This is a genomic window from Actinomyces sp. Z16 (assembly GCF_003111765.1).
Taxonomy (GTDB): domain Bacteria; phylum Actinomycetota; class Actinomycetes; order Actinomycetales; family Actinomycetaceae; genus Actinomyces; species Actinomyces glycerinitolerans.
In genome coordinates this window covers 2,279,510-2,299,921 of record NZ_CP027862.1, presented here as the reverse complement: position 1 = coordinate 2,299,921, position 20,412 = coordinate 2,279,510, and the positions used below count along the sequence as shown (strand labels likewise).

The 20,412-nt window shown below is 64.7% G+C and carries 18 protein-coding genes; 9 read left to right on the top strand and 9 right to left on the bottom strand.

Annotated features, from left to right (window positions below; genetic code table 11):
* The first annotated feature begins 96 nt into the window (after positions 1-96).
* From C3B71_RS09550 to dnaE, 8 genes are all read left to right on the top strand, one after another.
* Positions 97-567, top strand: a complete 471-nt coding sequence (locus tag C3B71_RS09550; protein ID WP_108967678.1) for a cell division protein SepF — start codon at positions 97-99, stop codon at positions 565-567.
* A 21-nt stretch (positions 568-588) separates the two neighbouring features.
* Positions 589-879: a YggT family protein gene (locus C3B71_RS09545; RefSeq protein ID WP_073333074.1), complete on the top strand. Its 291-nt coding sequence runs from the start codon at positions 589-591 to the stop codon at positions 877-879.
* A gap of 236 nt (positions 880-1,115) precedes the next feature.
* The gene (locus C3B71_RS09540; RefSeq protein WP_073333075.1) at positions 1,116-1,334 is read left to right on the top strand and encodes a DivIVA domain-containing protein; all 219 of its coding nucleotides are present in this window, start codon (positions 1,116-1,118) and stop codon (positions 1,332-1,334) included.
* A gap of 110 nt (positions 1,335-1,444) precedes the next feature.
* Positions 1,445-2,047 (top strand): DivIVA domain-containing protein, encoded by a 603-nt coding sequence (locus C3B71_RS09535; protein WP_073333078.1) that lies wholly within the window; start codon positions 1,445-1,447, stop codon positions 2,045-2,047.
* Positions 2,048-2,185: 138 nt separating this feature from the next.
* A complete protein-coding gene (gene lspA / locus C3B71_RS09530; protein WP_108967676.1) occupies positions 2,186-2,815 on the top strand; it encodes a signal peptidase II in 630 nt (209 codons plus the stop codon).
* Positions 2,812-3,732, top strand: coding sequence for an RluA family pseudouridine synthase (locus C3B71_RS09525; protein ID WP_108967672.1), 921 nt, complete (start codon positions 2,812-2,814; stop codon positions 3,730-3,732). Before lspA ends, C3B71_RS09525 begins: the two co-directional genes overlap by 4 nt.
* A 14-nt stretch (positions 3,733-3,746) precedes the next feature.
* On the top strand, positions 3,747-4,301 hold the full coding sequence (locus tag C3B71_RS09520; RefSeq protein WP_108967669.1) for a GNAT family N-acetyltransferase: 555 nt from the start codon (positions 3,747-3,749) through the stop codon (positions 4,299-4,301).
* Positions 4,302-4,311: 10 nt separating this feature from the next.
* Positions 4,312-7,929 carry a DNA polymerase III subunit alpha gene (gene dnaE / locus C3B71_RS09515; protein WP_108967666.1) on the top strand — a complete coding sequence of 1,206 codons (3,618 nt, stop codon included), beginning with the start codon at positions 4,312-4,314 and terminating at the stop codon, positions 7,927-7,929.
* A 145-nt stretch (positions 7,930-8,074) separates the two neighbouring features.
* On the opposite strand, the gene C3B71_RS09510 is transcribed toward dnaE, so the two are convergent.
* Entirely contained in the window at positions 8,075-9,112 is a 1,038-nt protein-coding gene (locus tag C3B71_RS09510) for a hypothetical protein (protein WP_108967664.1), read from the bottom strand.
* A gap of 245 nt (positions 9,113-9,357) precedes the next feature.
* Positions 9,358-9,597, bottom strand: a complete 240-nt coding sequence (locus tag C3B71_RS09505; protein WP_108967661.1) for an RNA-binding S4 domain-containing protein — start codon at positions 9,595-9,597, stop codon at positions 9,358-9,360.
* Positions 9,598-9,686: 89 nt separating this feature from the next.
* Between C3B71_RS09505 and C3B71_RS09500 the strand changes: the two genes are divergently transcribed.
* Entirely contained in the window at positions 9,687-10,088 is a 402-nt protein-coding gene (locus C3B71_RS09500; protein WP_234415874.1) for a hypothetical protein, read from the top strand.
* Positions 10,089-10,192: 104 nt separating this feature from the next.
* Here the strand turns inward: C3B71_RS09500 and C3B71_RS09495 are convergent, their stop codons facing one another.
* The 7 genes from C3B71_RS09495 to yicI all read right to left on the bottom strand — a co-directional run bounded on the left by C3B71_RS09495 (position 10,193) and on the right by yicI (position 20,401).
* Entirely contained in the window at positions 10,193-11,962 is a 1,770-nt protein-coding gene (locus C3B71_RS09495; protein ID WP_073333096.1) for an ABC transporter substrate-binding protein, read from the bottom strand.
* Between the two features lie 60 nt (positions 11,963-12,022).
* Positions 12,023-12,961, bottom strand: a complete 939-nt coding sequence (locus tag C3B71_RS09490) for a carbohydrate ABC transporter permease (RefSeq protein WP_083565922.1) — start codon at positions 12,959-12,961, stop codon at positions 12,023-12,025.
* A 13-nt stretch (positions 12,962-12,974) separates the two neighbouring features.
* Positions 12,975-13,967: an ABC transporter permease gene (locus tag C3B71_RS09485; RefSeq protein ID WP_083565923.1), complete on the bottom strand. Its 993-nt coding sequence runs from the start codon at positions 13,965-13,967 to the stop codon at positions 12,975-12,977.
* Positions 13,968-14,178: 211 nt separating this feature from the next.
* Positions 14,179-14,778: a DUF624 domain-containing protein gene (locus C3B71_RS09480; protein WP_108967658.1), complete on the bottom strand. Its 600-nt coding sequence runs from the start codon at positions 14,776-14,778 to the stop codon at positions 14,179-14,181.
* A gap of 24 nt (positions 14,779-14,802) precedes the next feature.
* The gene (locus tag C3B71_RS09475; RefSeq protein ID WP_108967655.1) at positions 14,803-16,167 is read right to left on the bottom strand and encodes an alpha-L-fucosidase; all 1,365 of its coding nucleotides are present in this window, start codon (positions 16,165-16,167) and stop codon (positions 14,803-14,805) included.
* Positions 16,167-18,275 carry a beta-galactosidase gene (locus C3B71_RS09470; RefSeq protein WP_108967652.1) on the bottom strand — a complete coding sequence of 703 codons (2,109 nt, stop codon included), beginning with the start codon at positions 18,273-18,275 and terminating at the stop codon, positions 16,167-16,169. The genes C3B71_RS09475 and C3B71_RS09470 overlap by 1 nt, the downstream gene beginning before the upstream one ends.
* A complete protein-coding gene (gene yicI / locus C3B71_RS09465; RefSeq protein WP_073333104.1) occupies positions 18,272-20,401 on the bottom strand; it encodes an alpha-xylosidase in 2,130 nt (709 codons plus the stop codon). Before yicI ends, C3B71_RS09470 begins: the two co-directional genes overlap by 4 nt.
* Between the last annotated feature and the right edge of the window lie 11 nt (positions 20,402-20,412).

Here is a 20,412-nt window from a genome sequence, read left to right as displayed (position 1 = left end):
GACACGCCGCAGTGAATCAGCCGCCAGTCCGTCGGCGCCCGATACCGTCAGCCTCGTCCGGACCGCAGGGAACCGGACGGACAAGGAGCAACTCTCATGAGCGCACTGCGTAAGATGACCAATTTCCTCGGCTACTCCGAGCCGATCGAAGAGGACTACGCCGACGCCCCCGAGGACACCCACGTGGACTTCACCCAGGGCCTGGCCGATGACTACACGGACCACGACGCCGGCAACGTCTACGAGGCCCCCTTCGAGGAGACGCCCGCCTCGGCGGCGACCCCGGATCTGCGTCGCATCGTCACCGTGCACCCCTCCACCTACAACGAGGCCCGGGTGATCGGCGAGTCCTTCCGGGATGGCGTACCGGTCATCGTCAACCTCACCAACATGAGCGAGTCCGACGCCCGCCGCATGGTCGACTTCTCCGCCGGGCTGGTCTTCGGGCTGCACGGCGCCATCGAGCGGGTCACCCCGCGCGTGTTCCTGCTGACCCCGACTTCGGTCGAGATCGACGACGGCGAGGGCGCCGATGACGCCCACGGTCGCTTCTTCAACCAGAGTTGATCGGGCCGACCTGCGCAGCCCATGACCGCAATTGTCGTCTCGATCATTTCGAGCCTGCTCAACCTCTATATTCTGATCCTGCTGATCCGTGTGGTGTTGGATTGGATCCAGCTGTTCGCTCGTAGCTGGCGCCCCACCGGCGTCGTGCTGGTTCTGGCCAATGCCGTCTACGGGCTTACCGACCCGCCGCTGCGGCAGATCCGCCGCTTCGTGCCGCTGGTGCGCCTGGGCGGCGTCGGCATAGACCTGAGTTTCCTAGTCCTGTGGTTCGGAATCGTCATCGTCCGGCGCCTGCTCCTGCTGCTGGTGTGACGTTCAACGCGGTCGCTGGATCGAGGATGCGGCAGGAATTCAGCCCGAAGGCGACATACATCGCCGCATGTGATGGTAACGTGACATGTGGTCCGCCCCATGGCGCTAACGCAACACGGGGTGTGGCCGGTCCCTTCCGATTTAACTCGCATCAGGAGCTGAGCATCCCGACAGCATGAGGGCCGGTTCTCCGGTGCCCAATCAGTCCACCCCACGACGCTGAGGAGATCATCATCATGCCGCTGACCGCGGACGACGTCCTCAACAAGAAGCTTCCGACCACCCGGTTCCGCGAAGGATACGGGCAGGAGGCAGTTGACGAGTTTCTTGATGAGGTGATCGCGGCCATGCGGAGTCTTGAGAACGAGTTGGCATCCGCGAAGGCCCGAGTTGCGCGCCTGGAGCGCGCCAATGCAAGGCTAAGGGGGCAGGCAGGGGCGACACCGGGCGCGTGACATGCGCCTCCGAATGTGGCCTGAACCTGGAGTTCAGGTAATCTGTCCGCATGAGTCGCCGGTCATCCGGTGCTCGTGGCATCTTCCGTAACGACACCGAGGTGACGACTATGACGCTGCTAACCGCAGACGACGTCCTCAATAAGAAGTTCCAGGCAACCAAGTTCCGCGAGGGATACGAGCAGGACGAGGTCGACGAGTTCCTTGATGAGGTCGTCGAGTCCATGCGTCAGCTTGAGGCCGAGAACGCCGACCTGAAGGCCAAGCTTGAGGCCGCGAACGCCCGCATCGCCGAGCTGGGTGAGGGCGCCCCGGCCGCGCCGGTCGCCGCGCGGGAGACCACGGTGGTGGAGCCCGTCGTCGAGCCGGCTCCCGTCGTGCCGGTCGCCGACGAGTCCCAGGAACCGGCCGCCGCCTCCGGCATGCTCGAGCTGGCCCAGCGCCTGCACGACGAGCACGTCGCCAACGGCAAGGCCGAGGGCGAGCGCATCATCGCCGAGGCCCGCGCCACCGGTGAGCAGGTCGTGCGCGAGGCCGAGGACCAGCGCAACCGCACCCTGGCGCAGCTGGAGAAGGAGCGCTCCGGCCTGGAGCACAAGATCGACGAACTGCGCCGCTTCGAGTCCGACTACCGCACGCGCCTGAAGAGCTACCTGCAGAACCTGCTGACCACCGTCGAGGACGGCAACGCGTCGGCCGCGCCCAGCCTGTAACGGCAGCGCCGACGCCGCAACCGCGTCATGACATCCGCCGGTCGGGGCGGCGGGCCCAGCCGGGCCGCCGCCCCGACCGGGTTCGTCTCTGCCGGGCGGTGGCAAGCCGCATCCACCCGTTGAACTCCACGGAGGACCATGAGCGAGACTCCCGAACCCGTCACGCCGATCCGGCCGACCTCCGCCGGCACGCCGGACACGCCGACCTCCGCCGGCATGCCGGAGGCGACCAAGACGGCGTCCGTCCGGCGTCCGCACCGCCCCCTGGCGGCGTTGTGGACGCTGGCGGTCGCGGTGGTGGCCGTGGACCAGCTGACGAAGGTGTGGGCGGTAGCAGCCCTGTCGGATGGGCACCGCGTGCGCGTGCTGGGCGACTGGCTGACGCTGACGCTGCTGCGCAACCCCGGCGCCGCCTTCTCCTTCGCCACCGGTCAGACCTGGATCTTCGCCCTGATCGCCATCATCGTAACCGTGGTGGTGATTCGCATCTCCCGACGACTGGGCTCCATGTGGTGGGCGGTCGCGCTCGGCCTGGTGCTGGGCGGCGCGGTGGGCAATCTCATCGATCGCCTGGTGCGCGCCCCCGGCGTGCTGCGCGGATACGTGGTGGACTTCATCGACTACGGCGGCTGGTTCGTGGGGAATGTGGCCGACATCGCCATCGTCGGCGCCGCCGTCATCATCATGGTGTTGTCCGTGCGCGGCCGCGAGTTGGACGGCAGCCGTGCTGGCGAGGGGCGCGGTCGGCATGCGGAGACCGACGCATGAGCCTGCGGCTGCTGCCCGTTCCGGACGGGCTCGTGGGGCAGCGGCTGGACGCGGCCCTGGCCCGCATGACCGGGCTGTCCCGCTCCAAGGTTGAGGCCCTTTGCGCCGCCGGCCGGGTCCGCATCGACGGCGCGGCCGCGGACAAGGCGCAGCGGCTGGAGGCCGACACCACGATCGAGGCCGACCTGCCCGACCCGCGCCCGCCCGCCCCGGCTGCCACCCCGGTGGAGGGCATGGGAATCCTGTACGAGGACGCCGACATCGTCGTGGTCGACAAGCCCGCCGGCGTGGCCGCGCACCCGTCGGTCGGCTGGGACGGTCCCGATGTGCTCGGCGCGCTGCGAGCCATGCACATATCGGTGGCCACCTCCGGCGCCGCCGAGCGACAGGGCATCGTCTCGCGGCTGGATGTGGGCACCTCCGGCGTCATGATCGTCGCCAAGGGGGAACGGGCCTACTCGGTGCTCAAGCGCGCCTTCCGTGAGCACACCGTCGACAAGGTCTACCACGCCGTCGTCCAAGGCCACCTGGACCCCTCCTCCGGCACGATCGACGCCCCCATCGGCCGTCACCCCGGCAGGGAGTGGAAGATGGCCATCATCGACGGCGGGCGCGAGTCCATCACCCACTATGACGTGATCGAATTAATGCCCCGCGCCAGCCTGGTGGAGGTCCACCTGGAGACCGGCCGCACCCACCAGATCCGCGTGCACATGGCCGCCGTCGGCCACCCCTGCGTGGGAGACGCCACCTACGGGGCGGACCCCACCCTGAGCGCCCAGACCGGCCTGAGACGCCAGTGGCTGCACGCCACCGAACTGACCATCGCCCACCCGCTCACCGGCAGACGGATGACCTTCCACAGCGATTACCCCGAGGACCTGACCCGGGCCCTGGAAGTCCTACGCCTGCCCTGAACCGCCTGCCGCCAATGACCGCACCTGACCCGACCGGCCACCCGCCGCTGCGCATCACGCCGCTGCGCGCCGTCGTCGCCCCCATCCGCTTCGCCACCGCCCGCGGCGATGATGCCGACCCCGCCCTCGACGAGCTGCGCCGCGCGGTGGCGGACGTGCGTCTGGAGGTGTTCGTGGACGAGCAGGACGTCCCCCTCGCCCTGGAGATCGACGCCCGCGACTTCGCGGCCACCACCATCCACGTGCTCGCCTGCGGCGCGGACGGCGCCCCACTGGGCGCGGCGCGCCTGCTGCTGGAACCCGACCGCCCCGGGCAGGTCCACCTGGGACGCCTGGCCGTCAGACGCCCCGCCCGACGCACCGGGCTGGGGGCGCGCCTGGTCGCCGCCGTCGAGCAGGCCGCCCTGCGGTACGCGTCCGTGGAGGGCGCCGTCACCGTGTTGCTGGCGGCGCAGGAAACGGCCATGGGCTTCTATCGGCGCTGTGGCTACCGGGTGGTCACCGGGGAGCGCTACCTGGATGCCGGTATCTGGCATCAGGACATGGCCCGCACGCTCACACGCTCCTAAGATGAGCCGCATGGCAGACACGAGCGTTGCGCAGACGGTGGACGAGCAGACCGACGGCCAGGAGCCCTACGACGACTTCGTCCACCTGCACGTTCACACCGACTACTCCATGCTCGACGGCGCCGGGAAGATCAAGAACTACGTCGCCGAGGCCAAACGGCTGGGGCAGCGTGCCCTGGCCATCACCGACCACGGCTACATGTTCGGCGCCTACGAGTTCTACGCGGCCGCCAAGCAGGCCGGTATCAAGCCGATCATCGGGGTGGAGGCGTACATGACGCCGGGCACCTCCCGCTTCGACAAGACCCGTGTGTTCTGGGGAGACGAGTCCCAGCGCTCCGACGACGTCTCCGCCCGCGGCTCCTACACGCACATGACACTGCTGGCTCGCGACGACGAGGGCCTGCACAACCTCATGCGGCTGGACTCCTACGCCTCGCTGGAGGGGCAGTGGGGCAAGGCGCCGCGCATGGACCGCGAACTGCTGTCCCGCTACTCCGCGGGCCTGATCGGCTCCACCGGCTGCCCCTCGGGCGAGGTGCAGACGCGCCTGCGGCTGGGCCAGTACGACGAGGCGCTGCGGGCGGCCGGGGAGTTCCAGGACATCTTCGGCAAGGACTTCTTCTACGTGGAGTTCATGGACCACGGGCTGGAGATCGAGCGGCGCGTCACCAAGGACCTGCTGCGCATCGCAAAGGCGTTGGACGCCCCCCTGCTGGCCACCAACGACTCCCACTATGTGCGTCCGGAGGACCGCACCGTGCAGGACGCGATGCTGTGCATCAACTCCGGCTCGGTGCTCTCGGACCCCGACCGCTTCAAGTTCGACGGCGACACCTACTATCTGCGTCCCGGCCGGGAAATGCGGGCCCTGTTCAAGGAGATGCCGGAGGCCTGCGACAACACGCTGCTGGTGGCCGAACAGTGCAACGTCAACTTCCAGACGGTTGACGATGGCGTGTCCTACATGCCGGCCTTCCCCGTGCCCGAGGGGGAGACCATGGAGTCCTGGTTCATCAAGGAATGCTGGAAGGGCATGGACCGCCGCTTCCACGGCGACATTCCCGAGGACTGCCGCAAGCAGGCCGAGTATGAGATCGGCGTGATTGTGCAGATGGGCTTCCCCGGCTACTTCCTGGTGGTGGCCGACTACATCAACTGGGCCAAGCGGCAGGGCATTCGCGTGGGCCCGGGCCGCGGCTCCGGCGCCGGCTCCATGGTCGCCTACGCGATGGGCATCACCGAACTCAATCCCCTGAACCACGGGCTGATCTTCGAGCGCTTCCTCAACCCCGAGCGCATCTCCATGCCGGATATCGACGTCGACTTCGACGAGCGCCGGCGCGACGAGGTGCTGGAGTACGTCAAGCACAAGTACGGCGCGGACAAGATCAGCCAGGTGGTCACCTACGGCGTGATCAAGGCCAAGCAGGCCCTGAAGGACTCTTCCCGTGTCATGGGTTACCCCTACGCGGTCGGCGACCGCCTGACCAAGGCGATGCCGCCGTCGGTGATGGGTAAGGACATCACCATCAAGGGCATGTTCAACCCCGAGGACCCACGCTACGGGGAGGCCCAACAGTTCCGCGACCTGCACACCGAGGACCCCGACGCGCAGAAGATCGTCGAGCTGGCCGGCGGCCTGGAGGGGATGACCCGCCAGTGGGGCGTACACGCCTGCGCGGTCATCATGTCCAGCCGGACGCTGACGGACATCATCCCCATGATGCAGCGGCTTCAGGACGGCGCCTACATCACCCAGTTCGACTACCCCACCTGCGAGCACCTGGGGCTGCTCAAGATGGACTTCCTGGGGCTGCGCAACCTCACGGTCATCTCCGATGCCCTGGACAACATCGTCGCCAACGGCAAGCCGGCTCTGGACATCGACAACATCTCCCTGGACGACCACGAGACCTACGCGATGCTCGCCCGCGGGGAGACCCTGGGCGTCTTCCAGCTGGACGGCTCCGGCATGCGCACCCTGCTGCGGCTGATGAAGCCGGACAACTTCGAGGACATCTCCGCCGTCGGCGCCCTTTACCGGCCCGGCCCCATGGGCGCCGACTCGCACACCAACTACGCCCTGCGCAAGAACGGCATGCAGGAGATCGTCCCCATCCACCCCGAGCTCAAGGACGTTCTGGATCCGATCCTGGGCACCACCTACGGCCTGATCGTCTACCAGGAGCAGGTCATGAGGATCGCCCAGGAGCTGGCGGGCTTCTCCCTGGGCAAGGCAGACAAGCTCCGCAAGGCCATGGGTAAGAAGAAGCCGGAGATCCTGGCCAAGGAGTTCGTCGGCTTCCGGCAGGGCATGTTGGACAACGGCTACTCCGAGGAGGCCATCCAGACCCTGTGGGACGTCGTCGTCCCCTTCTCCTCCTACGCCTTCAACAAGGCTCACTCGGCTGCCTACGGCGTGGTGACCTACTGGACCGCCTATCTCAAGTGCCACTACGCGACCGAGTACATGGCGGCCATTCTCACCTCCCAGAAGGATAACAAGGACAAGCTGGCCGTCTACCTGGGCGAGTGCCGCCACATGGGTATCAAGGTGCTTCCCCCGGACGTCAACGCCTCGCGCGCCCAGTTCTCCGCCGTGGGCGAGGACATTCGCTTCGGCCTGGGCGCCATCCGCAATGTCGGTGCCAACGTCGTCGACGCCATCGTGCAGGCGCGCGAGCAGAAGGGCGACTTCACCAGCTTCGAGGACTTCCTCGACAAGGTCCCGGCGGTGGTGTGCAACAAGCGCACCATCGACTCCCTGATCAAGGCCGGCGCCTTCGACACGCTGGGCAAGTCTCGGCGCGCCCTGCAGGCCTGCCACGAGGACTTCGTCGATGAGATCATCGGCGTCAAGCGCAACGAGGCCGCCGGCCAGTTCGACCTGTTCGCCTCCCTCATGGGGGAGGGGGGCGGCGAGTCCGCCGATGCCGGCTTCGGTTCCGGCCCGGTCTTCTCCTCGGAGGTGCCCGACCTGCCCGAGTGGGACAAGAAGGAGAAGCTCGCCTACGAGCGTGACATGCTCGGCCTGTACGTCTCCGACCACCCGCTGCTCGGGCTGGAGAGCGCCCTGTCCAAGCTGGCCGACACCGAGATCTCCGACCTCATCGAGGACGACGACCGGCCCGACGGCGCCATGGTCACCATCGCCGGGCTGATCACCTCGCTGACCCGCAAGACCACCAAGCAGGGCAACCTGTGGGCCATCGCCCAGATCGAGGACCTGGGCGGCAGCATCGAAGCCCTGTTCTTCCCCTCCACCTACCAGACGGTCTCCACGATGCTGGCCCCGGATACGGTGGTGACCCTGCGCGGGCGCCTGAACCGGCGCGACGGGCAGGTCGCCCTGTACGTGCAGGAGATGACGGTGCCGGACGTGTCCAGCGCCACGCACGAGGCGGTGACGATCACGCTGCCGACCAACCGCTGCACCGGCCCGCTGGTGGAGCAGTTCAAGACGGTGCTGGAGAAGCACCCGGGCATGTCCACCGTGCGGCTGACGCTGACGAGTCCCGGCCGTGAGGTGCGCACCCAATTGGACAACTCCCTGCGCGTGGAGGCGTCTGCGGCCTTCTACTCCGACATCAAGGCGCTGCTGGGCCCCGGCTGTCTCAAGCGCTGACCGTCGGCCTGCTGCGACCCTTTGTGCCCTACTACGAGCTTTTGCACCCTGGTGTGCGGCAATTTGCCATACACCAGGGTGCAAAAGCTCGTACCAGACGGGTTTTGCGTGTGTCAGTGGTACGTGGCTCGGTGTGCTCGGCGGCCTACAACCACAGGTCCTTCCGGCGTCGTGTCAGGCGCGCCGCGGATGGTGGGAACAAGTCCACCAGCCGTCGCCCGAAGGACTCGCGATCGCGCAGGTCGCCCCACTCGACGCGGTGTACCTGCCAGCCCCCGGCGTTGCGTAGTCGCATCTCCCTGTGCTTCTCATCGCGAAGGTCGCTGCTGGCGCGGTACTTGCCATAGCCGTCGAACTCCAGGGCGAGGCGATATTCGGGCCAGGCGAGGTCCAAGAAGTACTCGGCCATCTCGCCGTCATCGAGCCAGCGTTCCTGTATCTGTGGATCCGGTAGGCCGACGGCGTGGACCACTCCGCGCAGCATGCTTTCGCCGGGAGACTCCGCTCGCGGGTCGGCGATGTCGACGACGGCGCGTGCTCGCCGTTTGCCGGCGCGCAGTCCCTGCTCCTCAATCATCGCTTTCAGCGTGTCAATCGCGGCAGTCGCGGAGAGATCGCCGCAGCAACGACCGGTGAAGCGGTCGGGTCGGCAAACAGCGCGCAGAGCGGAGTCAACTACCACGATCGCGTCAAGCGCGGGCAGGTCAAAGGCACAGTCCATGGCGGTGCGCAGCGGTGTTGTCACCCGCAGGCCGCCGACCACACGGACGTCGTCTAGAACCGGGGCGGTCGTCGAGCGAACGGCAGCGACGCGCCGGCCGGAGTGCCCGCTGTTGGCATGAACATATGTCTGCTGGGGTAGGGGCCTGCGCGTGCGCGAATGGTTGTGCGGTACTGCGACGCGGATGTCGGGCTCGGCACTGGGGATGGCGATGCCCTGGACAACCGCAGCTGCCTCATGCGTGAGACTGATCGCCGAAGTATGGGCATGCAGCACGGCCTCGCACCGTGCCAGCGTTATGTATTGCCGCTGCGACCACAGTGGAGCAGCCGAGTCCGGACGCGGCACATAGGCGCCCCGATCCACTGCTATCAGGTTGTCCCCGGCGGGTAGGGAACGGCGCGTGCGCTCGGCGGTGAACTTGACGGAGGGCAGCGGTGGAGGTGTCGGGTAGGACTGCATGGTTCAAGCCTGCGGCGGTTGCGAGCAGTGGGTTCCGAGGGCTGTTGATGGAACGCCCGTGGGGTGTCGTGAGTGTTCCCTGTGGACGCCGATGAGATCACACGGCCGTGTTGCCCCGGTGCGGGCTACTGCTCTACTGCGAGCTTTTGCACCCTGGTGTGCGGCTATTTGCCATACACCAGGGTGCAAAAGCTCGTACTAGACGCCGCACGCAGGCGGCAGTCGGGTTACCGGGGGTGGGCGGCTCAGGGCGCGGCGGTCACGACGGCGCCGGCCGCACCCATCGGCAGGTCCACGACGACGACGTCGCCGTCGGCCAGGCGGTGCCCGCGCCGGGTCTCGACTTCGCCGTTTACCGTGACGTCGCCGGACTGGATGGCGATGCGGGCGTCGGCTCCGTCGTCCACTAGGCCTGCGAGCTTGAGGAACTGCCCGAGCTTGATCTCGCCGGAGACGGGAACGGAGGGGAAGGCGGATGCAGACATGCGCTCATTTTGACAGGGCCGCACGGTATTCGCAGCCGCGAGCCCTGACCTCCGCCCACGCCTGCGTCAGGATCTGGGAGGATGAACGGGTGTCATCGTCTGCGTCTGGGACATCGCCCGAGCCCGAGCTGCCTGCGGGAGGCGAACTCGCGCTGACCGTGGGGGAGCGCTACCCGGTGGGTGAGCGCAGGTACACGCTGACGCCGCGGCTGGCCGAAGCCGTGATGCGTGCTCGCGAGGTGCTGATCGACGTCGCCGCGCACCGTGAGGTCATCACCTACGGCGAGCTCAGCGAGGCGATCGGCGGCACCGTCCTGCCTCGCCACATGGGCCCGCTGCTGCACATGCTCGGACACGACTGCGCCGAGCGCGGCGAGCCGAGCCTGCCGGCGTTGGTGATCAACCAGGCCAAGGGTGAGGTCGGCACAGCCGACGACGCCTGGGCGCCGCCCGAGCGCAGTGCCTGCTGGGACTACTGGGCCCAAGGATGAACGAGGACCACGGCGTGGCGCCGCAACCGGTTTAGCCAACACCCCGGGTGCTCGTCGGAGTGATACATCACGACCAACACCCGGGGTGGGGACGTCACGGGAACTCAGCCGAACTGTGCCACGATCTCCTCGCGCGCGGCCTGCTGATCCTTTGCGTTGGACATGTCGACCTCAAGGACGTCCTGGTAGCCCAGTCCATCGGCGGTGGCCTTGAGGTCTTCCCATAGGGAGTCGAACTCGGCCTCGTCGCTGGCAAATGCCATCTTCCAGGAGCTTTCAACGATGACGGACTTTACCTGGTTGCGCAGCGACTCGGTCTGTGAGTCATCGTCGGGAGCCACGTAGCTAGCGCCCGGGGCGACCGCCAACATGTCGTTGTCCTGGAGGTACTGCATTGTTGTCGTTGCGCCGCCCATCTTGGCCGACCAGTCCTCGGAGAGTGGGTTAGCGGTGGTCTCCTGGTATGTCTCCCACATCTTGTAGTTGAAGGGGTAGCCGGTTTCGGGGTCGATGTCGTTACCGAGTACGGTCGTTACGTTGAGCCACGAGGCGCCTTCCTTGTAGGTGCCGGTTCCCCAATCGCTGGGGACGTCCGCGTCGTCGCCCAGGAGCGCCTCGCGGCCGAAGTCCGTGAGCTCGGGCTTGCCGTCGGCGTTGATATCCCAGGTGAGGCCCCGCGGCCCTGCAGCGCCCATCGTCTGGCTGGAGTTGCAAGATACCCCCTCCGAGCTGTACAGCCAGTCGAGGAAGGCTGCGGCGCGGTCCGGGTCGCTTACCTGTGAGCCAATAGCGATGATTTGCTGGCCGCCGACCGCTTCGGCACCGTAGGAGAAGACCTTCATGTCCGCGAGTGGGGCGATCTCGAAGCCCTTACCGGCCGCCATGTGCTCCTCGGTGTTGTATGCAGACTGACCCTGCCAGGGCCAGAATGAGAAGAGGACCTGGCCGGCCTGCATCTTGGAGAACAACGTGTCATAGTTCTGCGTCGTCGAGTCCGGATCGACGATACCAAGCTGATTCGCGTCGAAGAACCACTTGAGCACACGGCGGTACTGGCCATCATCGTCGAGGATTCCCTGGAAGTCGGAGCCATCAGCTTTGGCGAGTACGAACCCGATCTCGTCATAGCCGTAGTAACACACCGGCTGCTTGGCGTTGTTCATCATGTTCCCGTCCCAATCCTTGAACAGGGAGATGGCGTAGGTCTTCTTACCATTGTCCGCGGTGGGCTGGGCCTCCTGCATCTGCTGCAGTACCGGAAGCAGGTCTTCGAGAGTCGGGATCTCCGGGTAGCCGATCTGTTTGTAGAGGTCCCAACGCACGAAGGGACCGAACGTCGGGTCAATGCCTTCGCTGGGTTCAGTAGGCTTGAGCGTCGAGATCTGGGTGGGCAGTCCGTACAGTCCGTCCTTGTCCTCGTTCAGCTTCTGGACTGCCGCGTCGAAGCGTGCCACATTCTTCATGGCGCCGTATACCGGCGTGAAGTCCATGAGCAGGCCGCCGTCGATCAGCTCATTCATTTGCTTACCAACACTGACCACCACAATGTCACCCAAGTTGCCCGCCGTGACGCGCGTGTTGTACAGCGTGTCGCCACCTCCGGCGACGTTGGGCGACACCAAGTTGAGAGTGAGGCCATAGCGGTCCGAGACCATCTTGCCGAACCAACCGGGTTGCTCGCCCGCCTGGTTGGCGAGGCCGTCGAACACTTCGAACTTAGCCGTGTCGGACCACGTGGTTGGGAATGCGGTGGCATCCGCGTTGCTGAACGATGAACCGGATGCGTTGTTCTTGCCGCATGCTCCCAGTGTCAGCAGGCCGAACGCGGCGCTTGCTCCGACCAATAGCGATCGGCGTGAGATTGAGGTGGCCATGTGCATCTCCTTTGATGGGGTGAGGAATAGTGGATGGCTGGATGACTGAAGAAGTGCTGACTAGCCTTTGACGGCGCCGAGCATGATTCCCTTGACGAAGTAGCGCTGGAACATCGGGTATACGAAGAGAATCGGCAATACGACAACGACCGCTACGGTGGTTCTGATCGAGGTCGCCGTCTGGGCAGTTGCCGCCGCGGCGACGGAACCGAGGTTGCCCCCGGACTGCTGAGCCATTTGAGCGAGGCTGTCCGCCTGATTGATGTAGGTGTACAACAGGTACTGCAATGTGTATAGGCTCTTGTCAGTTATGTACATCAGGGTATCCTGGAAGCTGTTCCATTGCGCCACCGCGGAGAAGATCGCGACCGTTGCCAGGATCGGGGTCATGTTCGGCAGCATTATGCGAGCGAATACTTGTACGGTGCTGGCGCCATCGACCTCGGCGGCTTCCTGCAGCTCGTGGGGCATCGACTCGACATAGGTTTTCACGAGAATGATATTGAAGGGCTGGACGATAGCCGGCAGGATGTACACGAGAAAGTTGTTGGTAAGTCCTAACGCGTACATGACGATGAAGACGGGAATAATGCCTGCGTTGAAGTACATGGTGATGACGACGAGCCGATACCATAAGGCACGCTTCCACAAGCGCTCCTGGGTGAACATGAACCCCAGATATGCCGACGCAAGTACGGTACATGCGGTCCCAATCACGGTTCGTGCCACGGACACGGCCGCGGCCTGCGAGAGTCCGCTGAGTTGGAATACGCTGGCGTAGTTGCTGAAATGGATTCCCTCTGGCAGCCAGCGCACGTCGCCCAACGCGGCGACGTTGTTGGCGCTGATCGAGTTGATGATCAGGTAGTAGAAGGGATATCCGCAGACGAAGGCGAGCAGGGCCGCACCGGTGTAGTTGGCGATGTGAAAGGCAACATCTCCGCGGGTGCGCTTCATGCGGCGGGCCTGCGGAACTGTGGGCCGCTTGGACTTGAGCATTGTTCTACACCCCTCAGATGAGCGAAGTTCCGCGCAGGCGCTTCGACAGGCCGTTTACAGATAGAAGGAGTACGACGGATACGATCGACTTGAGCATGCTGATCGCGGTCGCGAGGGATAGGTTATTGCCGCCCATGCCGACGTTGTAGACGTACAGATCCAAAACCTCGATGTGCTGCTTGTTGAAGGCATTCTGGAACACGTAGTACTGTTCCATGCCGTTGTTCAAGATGCTTGCGATCGAGAGCATGAGCAGCACGAAATAGGTGGGGAGTAGCTGTGGGATGGTGATGGACCACATGGTCCTAAACCGCCCGGCGCCGTCAACCTTCGCCGACTCATATAGGGATTGGTCTATTCCGGAAATGGCGGCCAGGTACATGATCGAGCCCCATCCGAGTCCTTTCCACAGTCCCCATGCGGTCATTTTGAGCCAGACGTGTGAGCCGGAGTCCAGGAACTTGACCGGTACGTCGATGAGCCCGAGCGACAGCATCGTCGAGTTCACCATTCCGGTTGACGAGAATAGTGCGAATGCGATCATGTAGACGAGTACCCACGAGATGAAGTTCGGGAGCGTGGTCAGCGTCTGGACGAGGTTCTTGAACCACTTGGCCTGGATTTCGTTGAGCAGCACGGCGAAGCCCAGGGGGAGTACCGACGTCGCGATACCAAGGAAGCTCATCCCCAGCGTGTTGGCGAGCACCCGCAGGATCTGATGCACCTGGGTTGGTGATTGGACCAGCATCCGGAACCACTGGAGCCCCACGAACTCAGAATTGGCCAGGCCGCGGGCCGGCCTGAAGTCGAACAGCGAGTACACCCATCCGAGCAGTGGCAGGTAGCTGAACAGCAGTACCAGGACCAGGAACGGTGTGATCGACAGGAAGAGTTTGAACGACTTGGGACGACGGTGCTGCGGCTGGTCGGTTTGCGCGTGGCGACGTGAGCGCCCGGCTTTCTCGTTGGCGGCAACGACCGACGCCGGCGCTGGTGGCAATGCCATGATTACTCCTTATCGATCGTAGCGGTTCGATGATTACCGGATGCGTTGCTGCGTCCTTGCAGATGATGGCGGACCGTCTGATCTCGCTTAGTTTCCAAGGGGGTTGCCGACTCCCTACGTCGACTCAGCGTACCCGCGTTGTGCGGTCTGGTCAACCGTGAGTGTCGATACGCTTCGACGCTGTTGATGTCTAGCATTCGGCACCCGCAACTCAAGACAGGCTGGCGTAGAGGGGAGCCGCGACGGCTGTTTGTATGAGTGCACCGATGGTGAGTCCGACCGTCAGAATCAAGATCAGGGACACGGGCACAGCGATGGCCACCGCTATCTCGGTGACCGGAACCAGAACAAGTAGGAGGGAGCGTCCGGGCGCGGCAGCCGGGAGCAGTAGCGAATTGTGGATGGTGGTTCGTGCAGGCGCAGTGCGGGTTGCAACCAGGAGCATGCCGTGCGCTGTGCTTGCCGCGAGATACAGCGTGAACAACCCGGCCGCGAGAGCTGCGATAGTGCCTGCCGCTCCGCCTACGGACCACCAAAAGCTGATGGCGAACAGCGCCAGGAGAGCTGGAAGACAAAGGGTCCAGAAGACGACGGTGCCGCGTATCTTGTCGGACTTCAGTGCAGCCATGTAGGTGCGTAACATGTCGGTGTCGGGATCGGTGCGCACTGCATCCATGGTTTCTAGAAGCGCGCTGGTTGCGGCCCCGATGGTTAGCACCGGTATGCAGGTGACGACGTAGATGAGATTGAGTGCTACCAGTGTGAAGAAGCTCGAAAGACCCCGGACGGTGCGGTTATCAACAGGCTCCACTTGGTGCCTCCCCTGCTCGAATACTCATGCCAACGTGATCCGCAGGCAGGTTGCCCACCGTGTCGCGGACGGGGGTACAGTAACGACGGTCGTATCGCCATCTGCGTGGAATTGCAGTGGTCCGCTGCCGAGCATGTTGACTGTGCTCAGTTTGGCGCCGACGTGCAGGGTAGTAGCCGGAATCGAGTCTGCGCCGGAGAGGCCGAACGCGTACAGAGCTCCATCACGCTGCGTGAGGTGCCAGCTCAGATCGTCGTCGGACGTTACGGATGGCGGGTTCTCGGGCGGGCGGGTGGAGTAAATGCCCTCGCCGCAGACCTGCATCCACTCGCCCAGATCTCGCAGGAAGCGCCTGACTGAAGGAACCATCCGCCCGCGTGCGTCGGGCCCGATGCCGATCAGGTAGTTACCGCCACCGGCGACGATCCTCACCAGGTTGCCGATCGTCTCGGCAGTTGACTTGGCGGGATCATCCGGTCGCATCGCGCACCACTCCTTGGTGAGGGAGATACACGCCTCCCAGGGCACCCGCAACGGAGTTGACGGAAGCTGCTGCTCCGGGGTCAGGTAGTTCTGGTGTGGCCCCGGAACCTCTCTGTCAACCACGAGAATGCCTGGCTGCGCTTTGCGTGCGGTACGCGCGATGCCGTCGATGTCAATCGGCTCCTTGGGCGCGCAGACCCAACCTCCATCAAGCCAGAGTACCGAGAATGGGCCGTAGCCGGTCAGGATCTCCTCGATCTGGTCACGGGTGAACTCCACGAAGCGGTTCCATGCCCGCGGATGGGTATGGATGCTGTAGTTGTGGAAGCGATCTTTGATTGGTACAGATCGGTTCCAGTACTCCGGGCGCGACCAGTCCGCCTTGGAGAAGTACGCTCCCATTTCCAGGCCGTTGTCGCGGAAGGCCTCGGTGACTTCCCGGAGCACATCACGTCGGAGGCCGGACTCTTCGGACGTGCACTTTAGATTGGTGTACTGGGAGTCGTACATGCAGAACCCGTCGTGATGCTTTGTGGTGAATACGCAGTACCGCATCCCAGCCGCTGCGCAGGCACTGGCCCACTCTTGCGCATCGAAGTCTTCGCCGGTGAACGTGCGGGCTTGGTCGTAGTACCAGGTGTGGTACTCGGCGTCGGTCCCATGCCAATCCTCGGGCGGGTCTGTGAACCAGCCGAGGTCTTCGCGGTGTAGGGACCAGGACCCGCCCTGCCCGATAGAGGTATAGATCCCCCAGTGGATGATGACGCCTACCTTGAGGTCTTGCCAGTGCCCAAGGCTCTGCCTGACCAACGGATCTGACGGCCAGACATACTCGGGCGCGGGCTCGTGCTGTACAGCTCCTGCTGCCGCCAACGGGGCTGGCGTGAGATCGGCCTCGGTGGTCATTATTGGTACTCCCTGTTGAGATCAGATTCGAGGTGGGTGGAGTCGTCGGCGGGCTTGTGAATGGCAACTGACACCGCATGGGCTGCATTGGGCTGAAGCCGAATGACTGTGCAACTCCCGGCCCTAAGCAGGCCACCTTCGGAGAGGTCGATACCGCTCATCAGGTCGACGCCAGGCGCGGTGACGTCGACGTCGATCTCGCCATCGTGCATCAGGAAGAGGTAGTCGGCGTCGCGGGAACGCCGTACAACCGCTTCAATCCCTAGCGGAGCAGCGCCAACGACGGTCGGCTTGACGTCGGCGTCGTGCAGAATGAGGCACCACAGGTCCTGCAACGAAGGCCGCGTAAGCTGCGCGGAAACGTACCATGCGGACCCGGCGCCTGCCCGGGCCCAGGTTATCGCCGGCAGACCGGCAAGCGGGCCTTCCGCATATGAGTACACGGAACGTGCGTGCGTAAGGTGCACGTGTTCGGTCCAGGCAACGGCGTCCAACGGCTTTCCCCGGGCGCTGAGCAGCCTGTGCCGCACGCCCGGCTCGAGCGGGCACAGCGCCTCGGAGTAGGCCCCCAGCAGATCGCGCAGGCGGCCTGGATAGCCGCCGGGTAGCACCCGCATATTCGAGTCGGCCAAACCACTGAGATAGGTGACCACCACCGTTCCGCCGGTGCGGGCGAAAGCGCTGATCCAGGCGGCGGTTTGCTCGTCCATGGGATACAGGCAGGGGACGACCAGCAGGCGATAGGAGTCCAGTGAGGCGCCGGGGGCGACGAAGTCGGTGGCGATTCCGAGCCGGCGTAGGGCGCGATGGGTCGCGCGCAATTCCTTCGCATAGATGATGTCCGCACTGGGCAGGTCAGGAGTCTGAAGCGCCCACCAGCCGTCGGCGTGCCACACGATCGCAACGTCAGCGTGGACGATCGGTCCGTCTACGGGCGGCAGATGGACCTCGTCTAGGCGTTTCAGGATCTGTCCCAGCTGCACGACGGTGCGAAAGCCCTCACTGTCGACCCCGGCGTGGGGGAGCATTCCCGAGTGCCACTGCTCGGCACCGGCTGTCGAGGCTCGCCACTGGAAAAACATGCATGACTGCGAGCCGCGTGCGATGTAGCCCAAGCTATCGCGGATGGTGCGTTCGGGGGGCTTCGGTAGAGCCCTGCCGCGCAGCTTGATCTGCGTGGCATTCTGCTCCATGAGTATCCAAGGGCCGCCGCTCCAGGAGCGCGCCAGGTCGGAACCGTAGGCGACGTGCGCCTCGGCCTCGTGAGAGGTGGAGTCCAGGTAATGGTCGAGGGAGATAACGTCCAAATCCTCGGCCCAGGACCACTGCTCGAGGTTGTTCCAGTCCGGGAGCATGAAGTTGGTGGTGATAGGGACCGTGGAACCGGCCGCGCGTATCTGTTCTGCCTGCTCCAGGTAGGCGTTGCGCATCTCATCGGACGAATACCGGCGGAAGTCCAGAACCAGCCCGGGATTGGGCAGATACTGTGTGGCGACCGGCGGCAGGATCTCCTCCCAGGAACCGTAGCGCTGCGACCAGAAGCTGGTGCCCCAGGCGTCGTTCAGATTATCGAGGTCGCCGTACTTGTCCTTGAGCCAGTGACGGAACCCGCGCTCGGCATGCGGGCCGTAATCGATGGTTCCGTACTCATTGTGCACGTGCCACCCCCGCAGTGCCGGATGCTTGCCATAGCGCTCGGCCAGCAAGCGGGAGATACGTCGGCATGCCTTGCGGTAGGCAGGGGCCGCAATGGCATAGGTGTCACGTGAGCCGTGGCGCAGCTGGACGCCGCTGGGCGTAACGGCGAGGGCGTCGGGATGCGCCAGGGTGAACCAAGGTGGGGGAGAGGCAGTCGGGGTCGCCAGAAAGAATCCGATACCCGCGTCAGCGAGTAGCTCGATCGCGTCATCGAGCCAGCCGAATTCGTAGTGGCCCTCGCGGGGCTCCATGGAGGCCCACGAGAACGGGCAGACGGTTACGGTGTTCACGTGGGCTTTTCGCATGAGGGCGACGTCTTCCCGCCACACCTCACGCGGCCACTGGTCGGGGTTCCAGTCCCCTCCGTACAGGAGGTGCCCAGGGTCGAACGGCTGATGGCACGTACTCACCGGGAGCCTCCTTCACTTCCGACCAAATCGATCGGCACGGAGCCCTCGCGGGCGAACAGCCCCAGGGAGTGCACGTCGTAGACGCGTCGGATGAAGCGGCCTCCGTCTGCGCAGTCAACGACTTCGCCGTCTATGAGGTGTCGCCAAACTCCCCGCGGCAGGTAAACGTCGACCGCACCGTCCGGACGGAATACGGGTGCTACCAGCACGTCGGGCCCGAGCATGTACTGCAGATCCAGGTCCCGTGCGGCGGGATCACGCGGGAACTGCATGAACATGGGACGCATCATGGGATGACCGTGCTCTCGGGCGCCCTCCGCGGTGCTGAGCAGGTACGGTCGCAGCCGGTCCTTGAGCAGCGCGAACTCGCGCATGACATCGACGCTCTCGTCGTCGAAGAGCCAGGGCACCCGGTAGGAGTTCGAGCCGTGCAGCCGAGAATGGGAGCTCAGCAGACCGAAGGCGACCCAGCGTTTGAACAGCAATGGGTCCGGCGTCCCCTCAAAGCCACCGATGTCATGGCTCCAGTAGCCGAATCCCGATGCGGCCAGCGACAGCCCACCGCGCAGACACTGAGCCATGGCGGGGTAGCTGGACTCGCAGTCCCCACCCCAGTGAACCGGGAATGCCTGGCTGCCGGCGGTCGCGGAGCGCGCGAATAGCACCGCCTCGCCGGTTCCGCGCCGCCGCTCAAGCAGACGGAACACCGCTTCGTTGTAGCGGCGAGTGTAGAAGTTGTGCTCTCGCAGCGGGTCCGATCCGCCCGCCCACATCACGCCGTCCACGGGAACCCGCTCGCCGAAGTCGGTCTTGAAGCAATCGACGCCGTCGTCGAGCAGTTGCTCCAGCTTGTCGGTGAACCAAGCGGTGGCATCGGGGTTGGTGAAATCGACCAGGCCCATGCCTGCTTGCCACAGGTCGGTCTGCCAAATCGCGCCGTCGGCACGCCGCAGCAGATAGCCGCGGTCTGCGGCCTCGTCGAATAGCCGGGATTGCTCGGCAATATAGGGATTGATCCAGGTACATACGCGCAGGCCTCGAGCGTGTAGCTTGTCAATTAGACCGCGAGGATCCGGGAAAGTCGCGGGATCCCACGCGAAGTCCGACCAGTGGAAGCCGCGCATCCAGAAGCAGTCGAAGTGGAACACGGAGAGCGGGATGCCCCGCTCGGCCATCCCGTCAACGAATGACAGGACGGTGTCCTCGTCGTAGTTTGTGGTGAAAGAGGTCGACAGCCACAGGCCGAAGGACCACTCGGGGAGCTTAGCCGGGCGACCGGAACGGGCGGTGTACCGCTCCAGTACTTCCAGCGGCTCCCCACCGCCGTAGATCTCGTACCGCAGCGTCTCGCCCGGGACGGAGAACTGGGTGGCGGAGACGTTCTCGGAACCGATTTCGAAGGAGACGGGGCCGGCGTCGTCCACGAAGAGTCCGTAGCCCTGTGAGGAAAGCAGGAAGGGGATGTTCTTATATGCCTGCTCAGAGCTGGTCCCTCCATCGGCATTCCACACGTCGACCGCCTGACCGTTCCTGACGAAGGCGCCGAACCGCTCCCCGAGGCCGTAAAGGCGCTCTCCCGGGCCGAGACTCAGCTGTTCGTACACGTAGGGGCCACCCGCCGCAAGATGGGTGTCAAGTGGTTGTGCACCGTCGTCATAGTCTCCGCCGGTCGGCCCTGAGGTCGGGCGCACGCGGGCATAGCCCACGGAGCGCTCCGTGGACGCGGTGAGGAAGGCCCCGTCCCAGAAGTACTCGACTAGCCAAGGCCCATAAAGGCGAACGCGGGCCTCAAGCCGTCCCGAGCGCAAGGTGACCGAAGACCCATCGTCCGCCCGCCTCACCTCGGCGTCGACCTCGCTTCCTGGCATGAGGGGGAAGGCCGGAGTCGGCGTCGGGGTGCCACCGTGATGGGTGATACGTACACCGATTACGTCGGTCGCCGGTGCGTCGAGGGTGATTGTGAATACCGGGGTGTTGAGCGTGTCGCCTCGTGAGGCAATATGGCGTGTGGGGGCGAATACGCGCAGGGAGTGACCATCTTCGGCAATGTTTACGTCATATACTTCGCTGGGGTGGAGAAGTGTGACGTTATCGCGGGTAAGCCAGTAGCCGTTTGAAAACTTCATGAAGATATCTT

Bases quoted from the DNA above. Each gene is read 5' to 3' on its own strand.
- dnaE (WP_108967666.1), top strand. From the start codon at position 4,312: ATGGCAGACACGAGCGTTGCGCAGACGGTGGACGAGCAGACCGACGGC.
- lspA (WP_108967676.1), top strand. From the start codon at position 2,186: ATGAGCGAGACTCCCGAACCCGTCACGCCGATCCGGCCGACCTCCGCC.
- C3B71_RS09545 (WP_073333074.1), top strand. From the start codon at position 589: ATGACCGCAATTGTCGTCTCGATCATTTCGAGCCTGCTCAACCTCTAT.
- C3B71_RS09475 (WP_108967655.1), bottom strand. From the start codon at position 16,167: ATGACCACCGAGGCCGATCTCACGCCAGCCCCGTTGGCGGCAGCAGGA.
- C3B71_RS09510 (WP_108967664.1), bottom strand. From the start codon at position 9,112: ATGCAGTCCTACCCGACACCTCCACCGCTGCCCTCCGTCAAGTTCACC.
- C3B71_RS09550 (WP_108967678.1), top strand. From the start codon at position 97: ATGAGCGCACTGCGTAAGATGACCAATTTCCTCGGCTACTCCGAGCCG.
- C3B71_RS09490 (WP_083565922.1), bottom strand. From the start codon at position 12,961: ATGCTCAAGTCCAAGCGGCCCACAGTTCCGCAGGCCCGCCGCATGAAG.
- yicI (WP_073333104.1), bottom strand. From the start codon at position 20,401: ATGAAGTTTTCAAACGGCTACTGGCTTACCCGCGATAACGTCACACTT.
- C3B71_RS09485 (WP_083565923.1), bottom strand. From the start codon at position 13,967: ATGGCATTGCCACCAGCGCCGGCGTCGGTCGTTGCCGCCAACGAGAAA.
- C3B71_RS09520 (WP_108967669.1), top strand. From the start codon at position 3,747: ATGACCGCACCTGACCCGACCGGCCACCCGCCGCTGCGCATCACGCCG.
- C3B71_RS09505 (WP_108967661.1), bottom strand. From the start codon at position 9,597: ATGTCTGCATCCGCCTTCCCCTCCGTTCCCGTCTCCGGCGAGATCAAG.
- C3B71_RS09525 (WP_108967672.1), top strand. From the start codon at position 2,812: ATGAGCCTGCGGCTGCTGCCCGTTCCGGACGGGCTCGTGGGGCAGCGG.
- C3B71_RS09540 (WP_073333075.1), top strand. From the start codon at position 1,116: ATGCCGCTGACCGCGGACGACGTCCTCAACAAGAAGCTTCCGACCACC.
- C3B71_RS09535 (WP_073333078.1), top strand. From the start codon at position 1,445: ATGACGCTGCTAACCGCAGACGACGTCCTCAATAAGAAGTTCCAGGCA.
- C3B71_RS09495 (WP_073333096.1), bottom strand. From the start codon at position 11,962: ATGGCCACCTCAATCTCACGCCGATCGCTATTGGTCGGAGCAAGCGCC.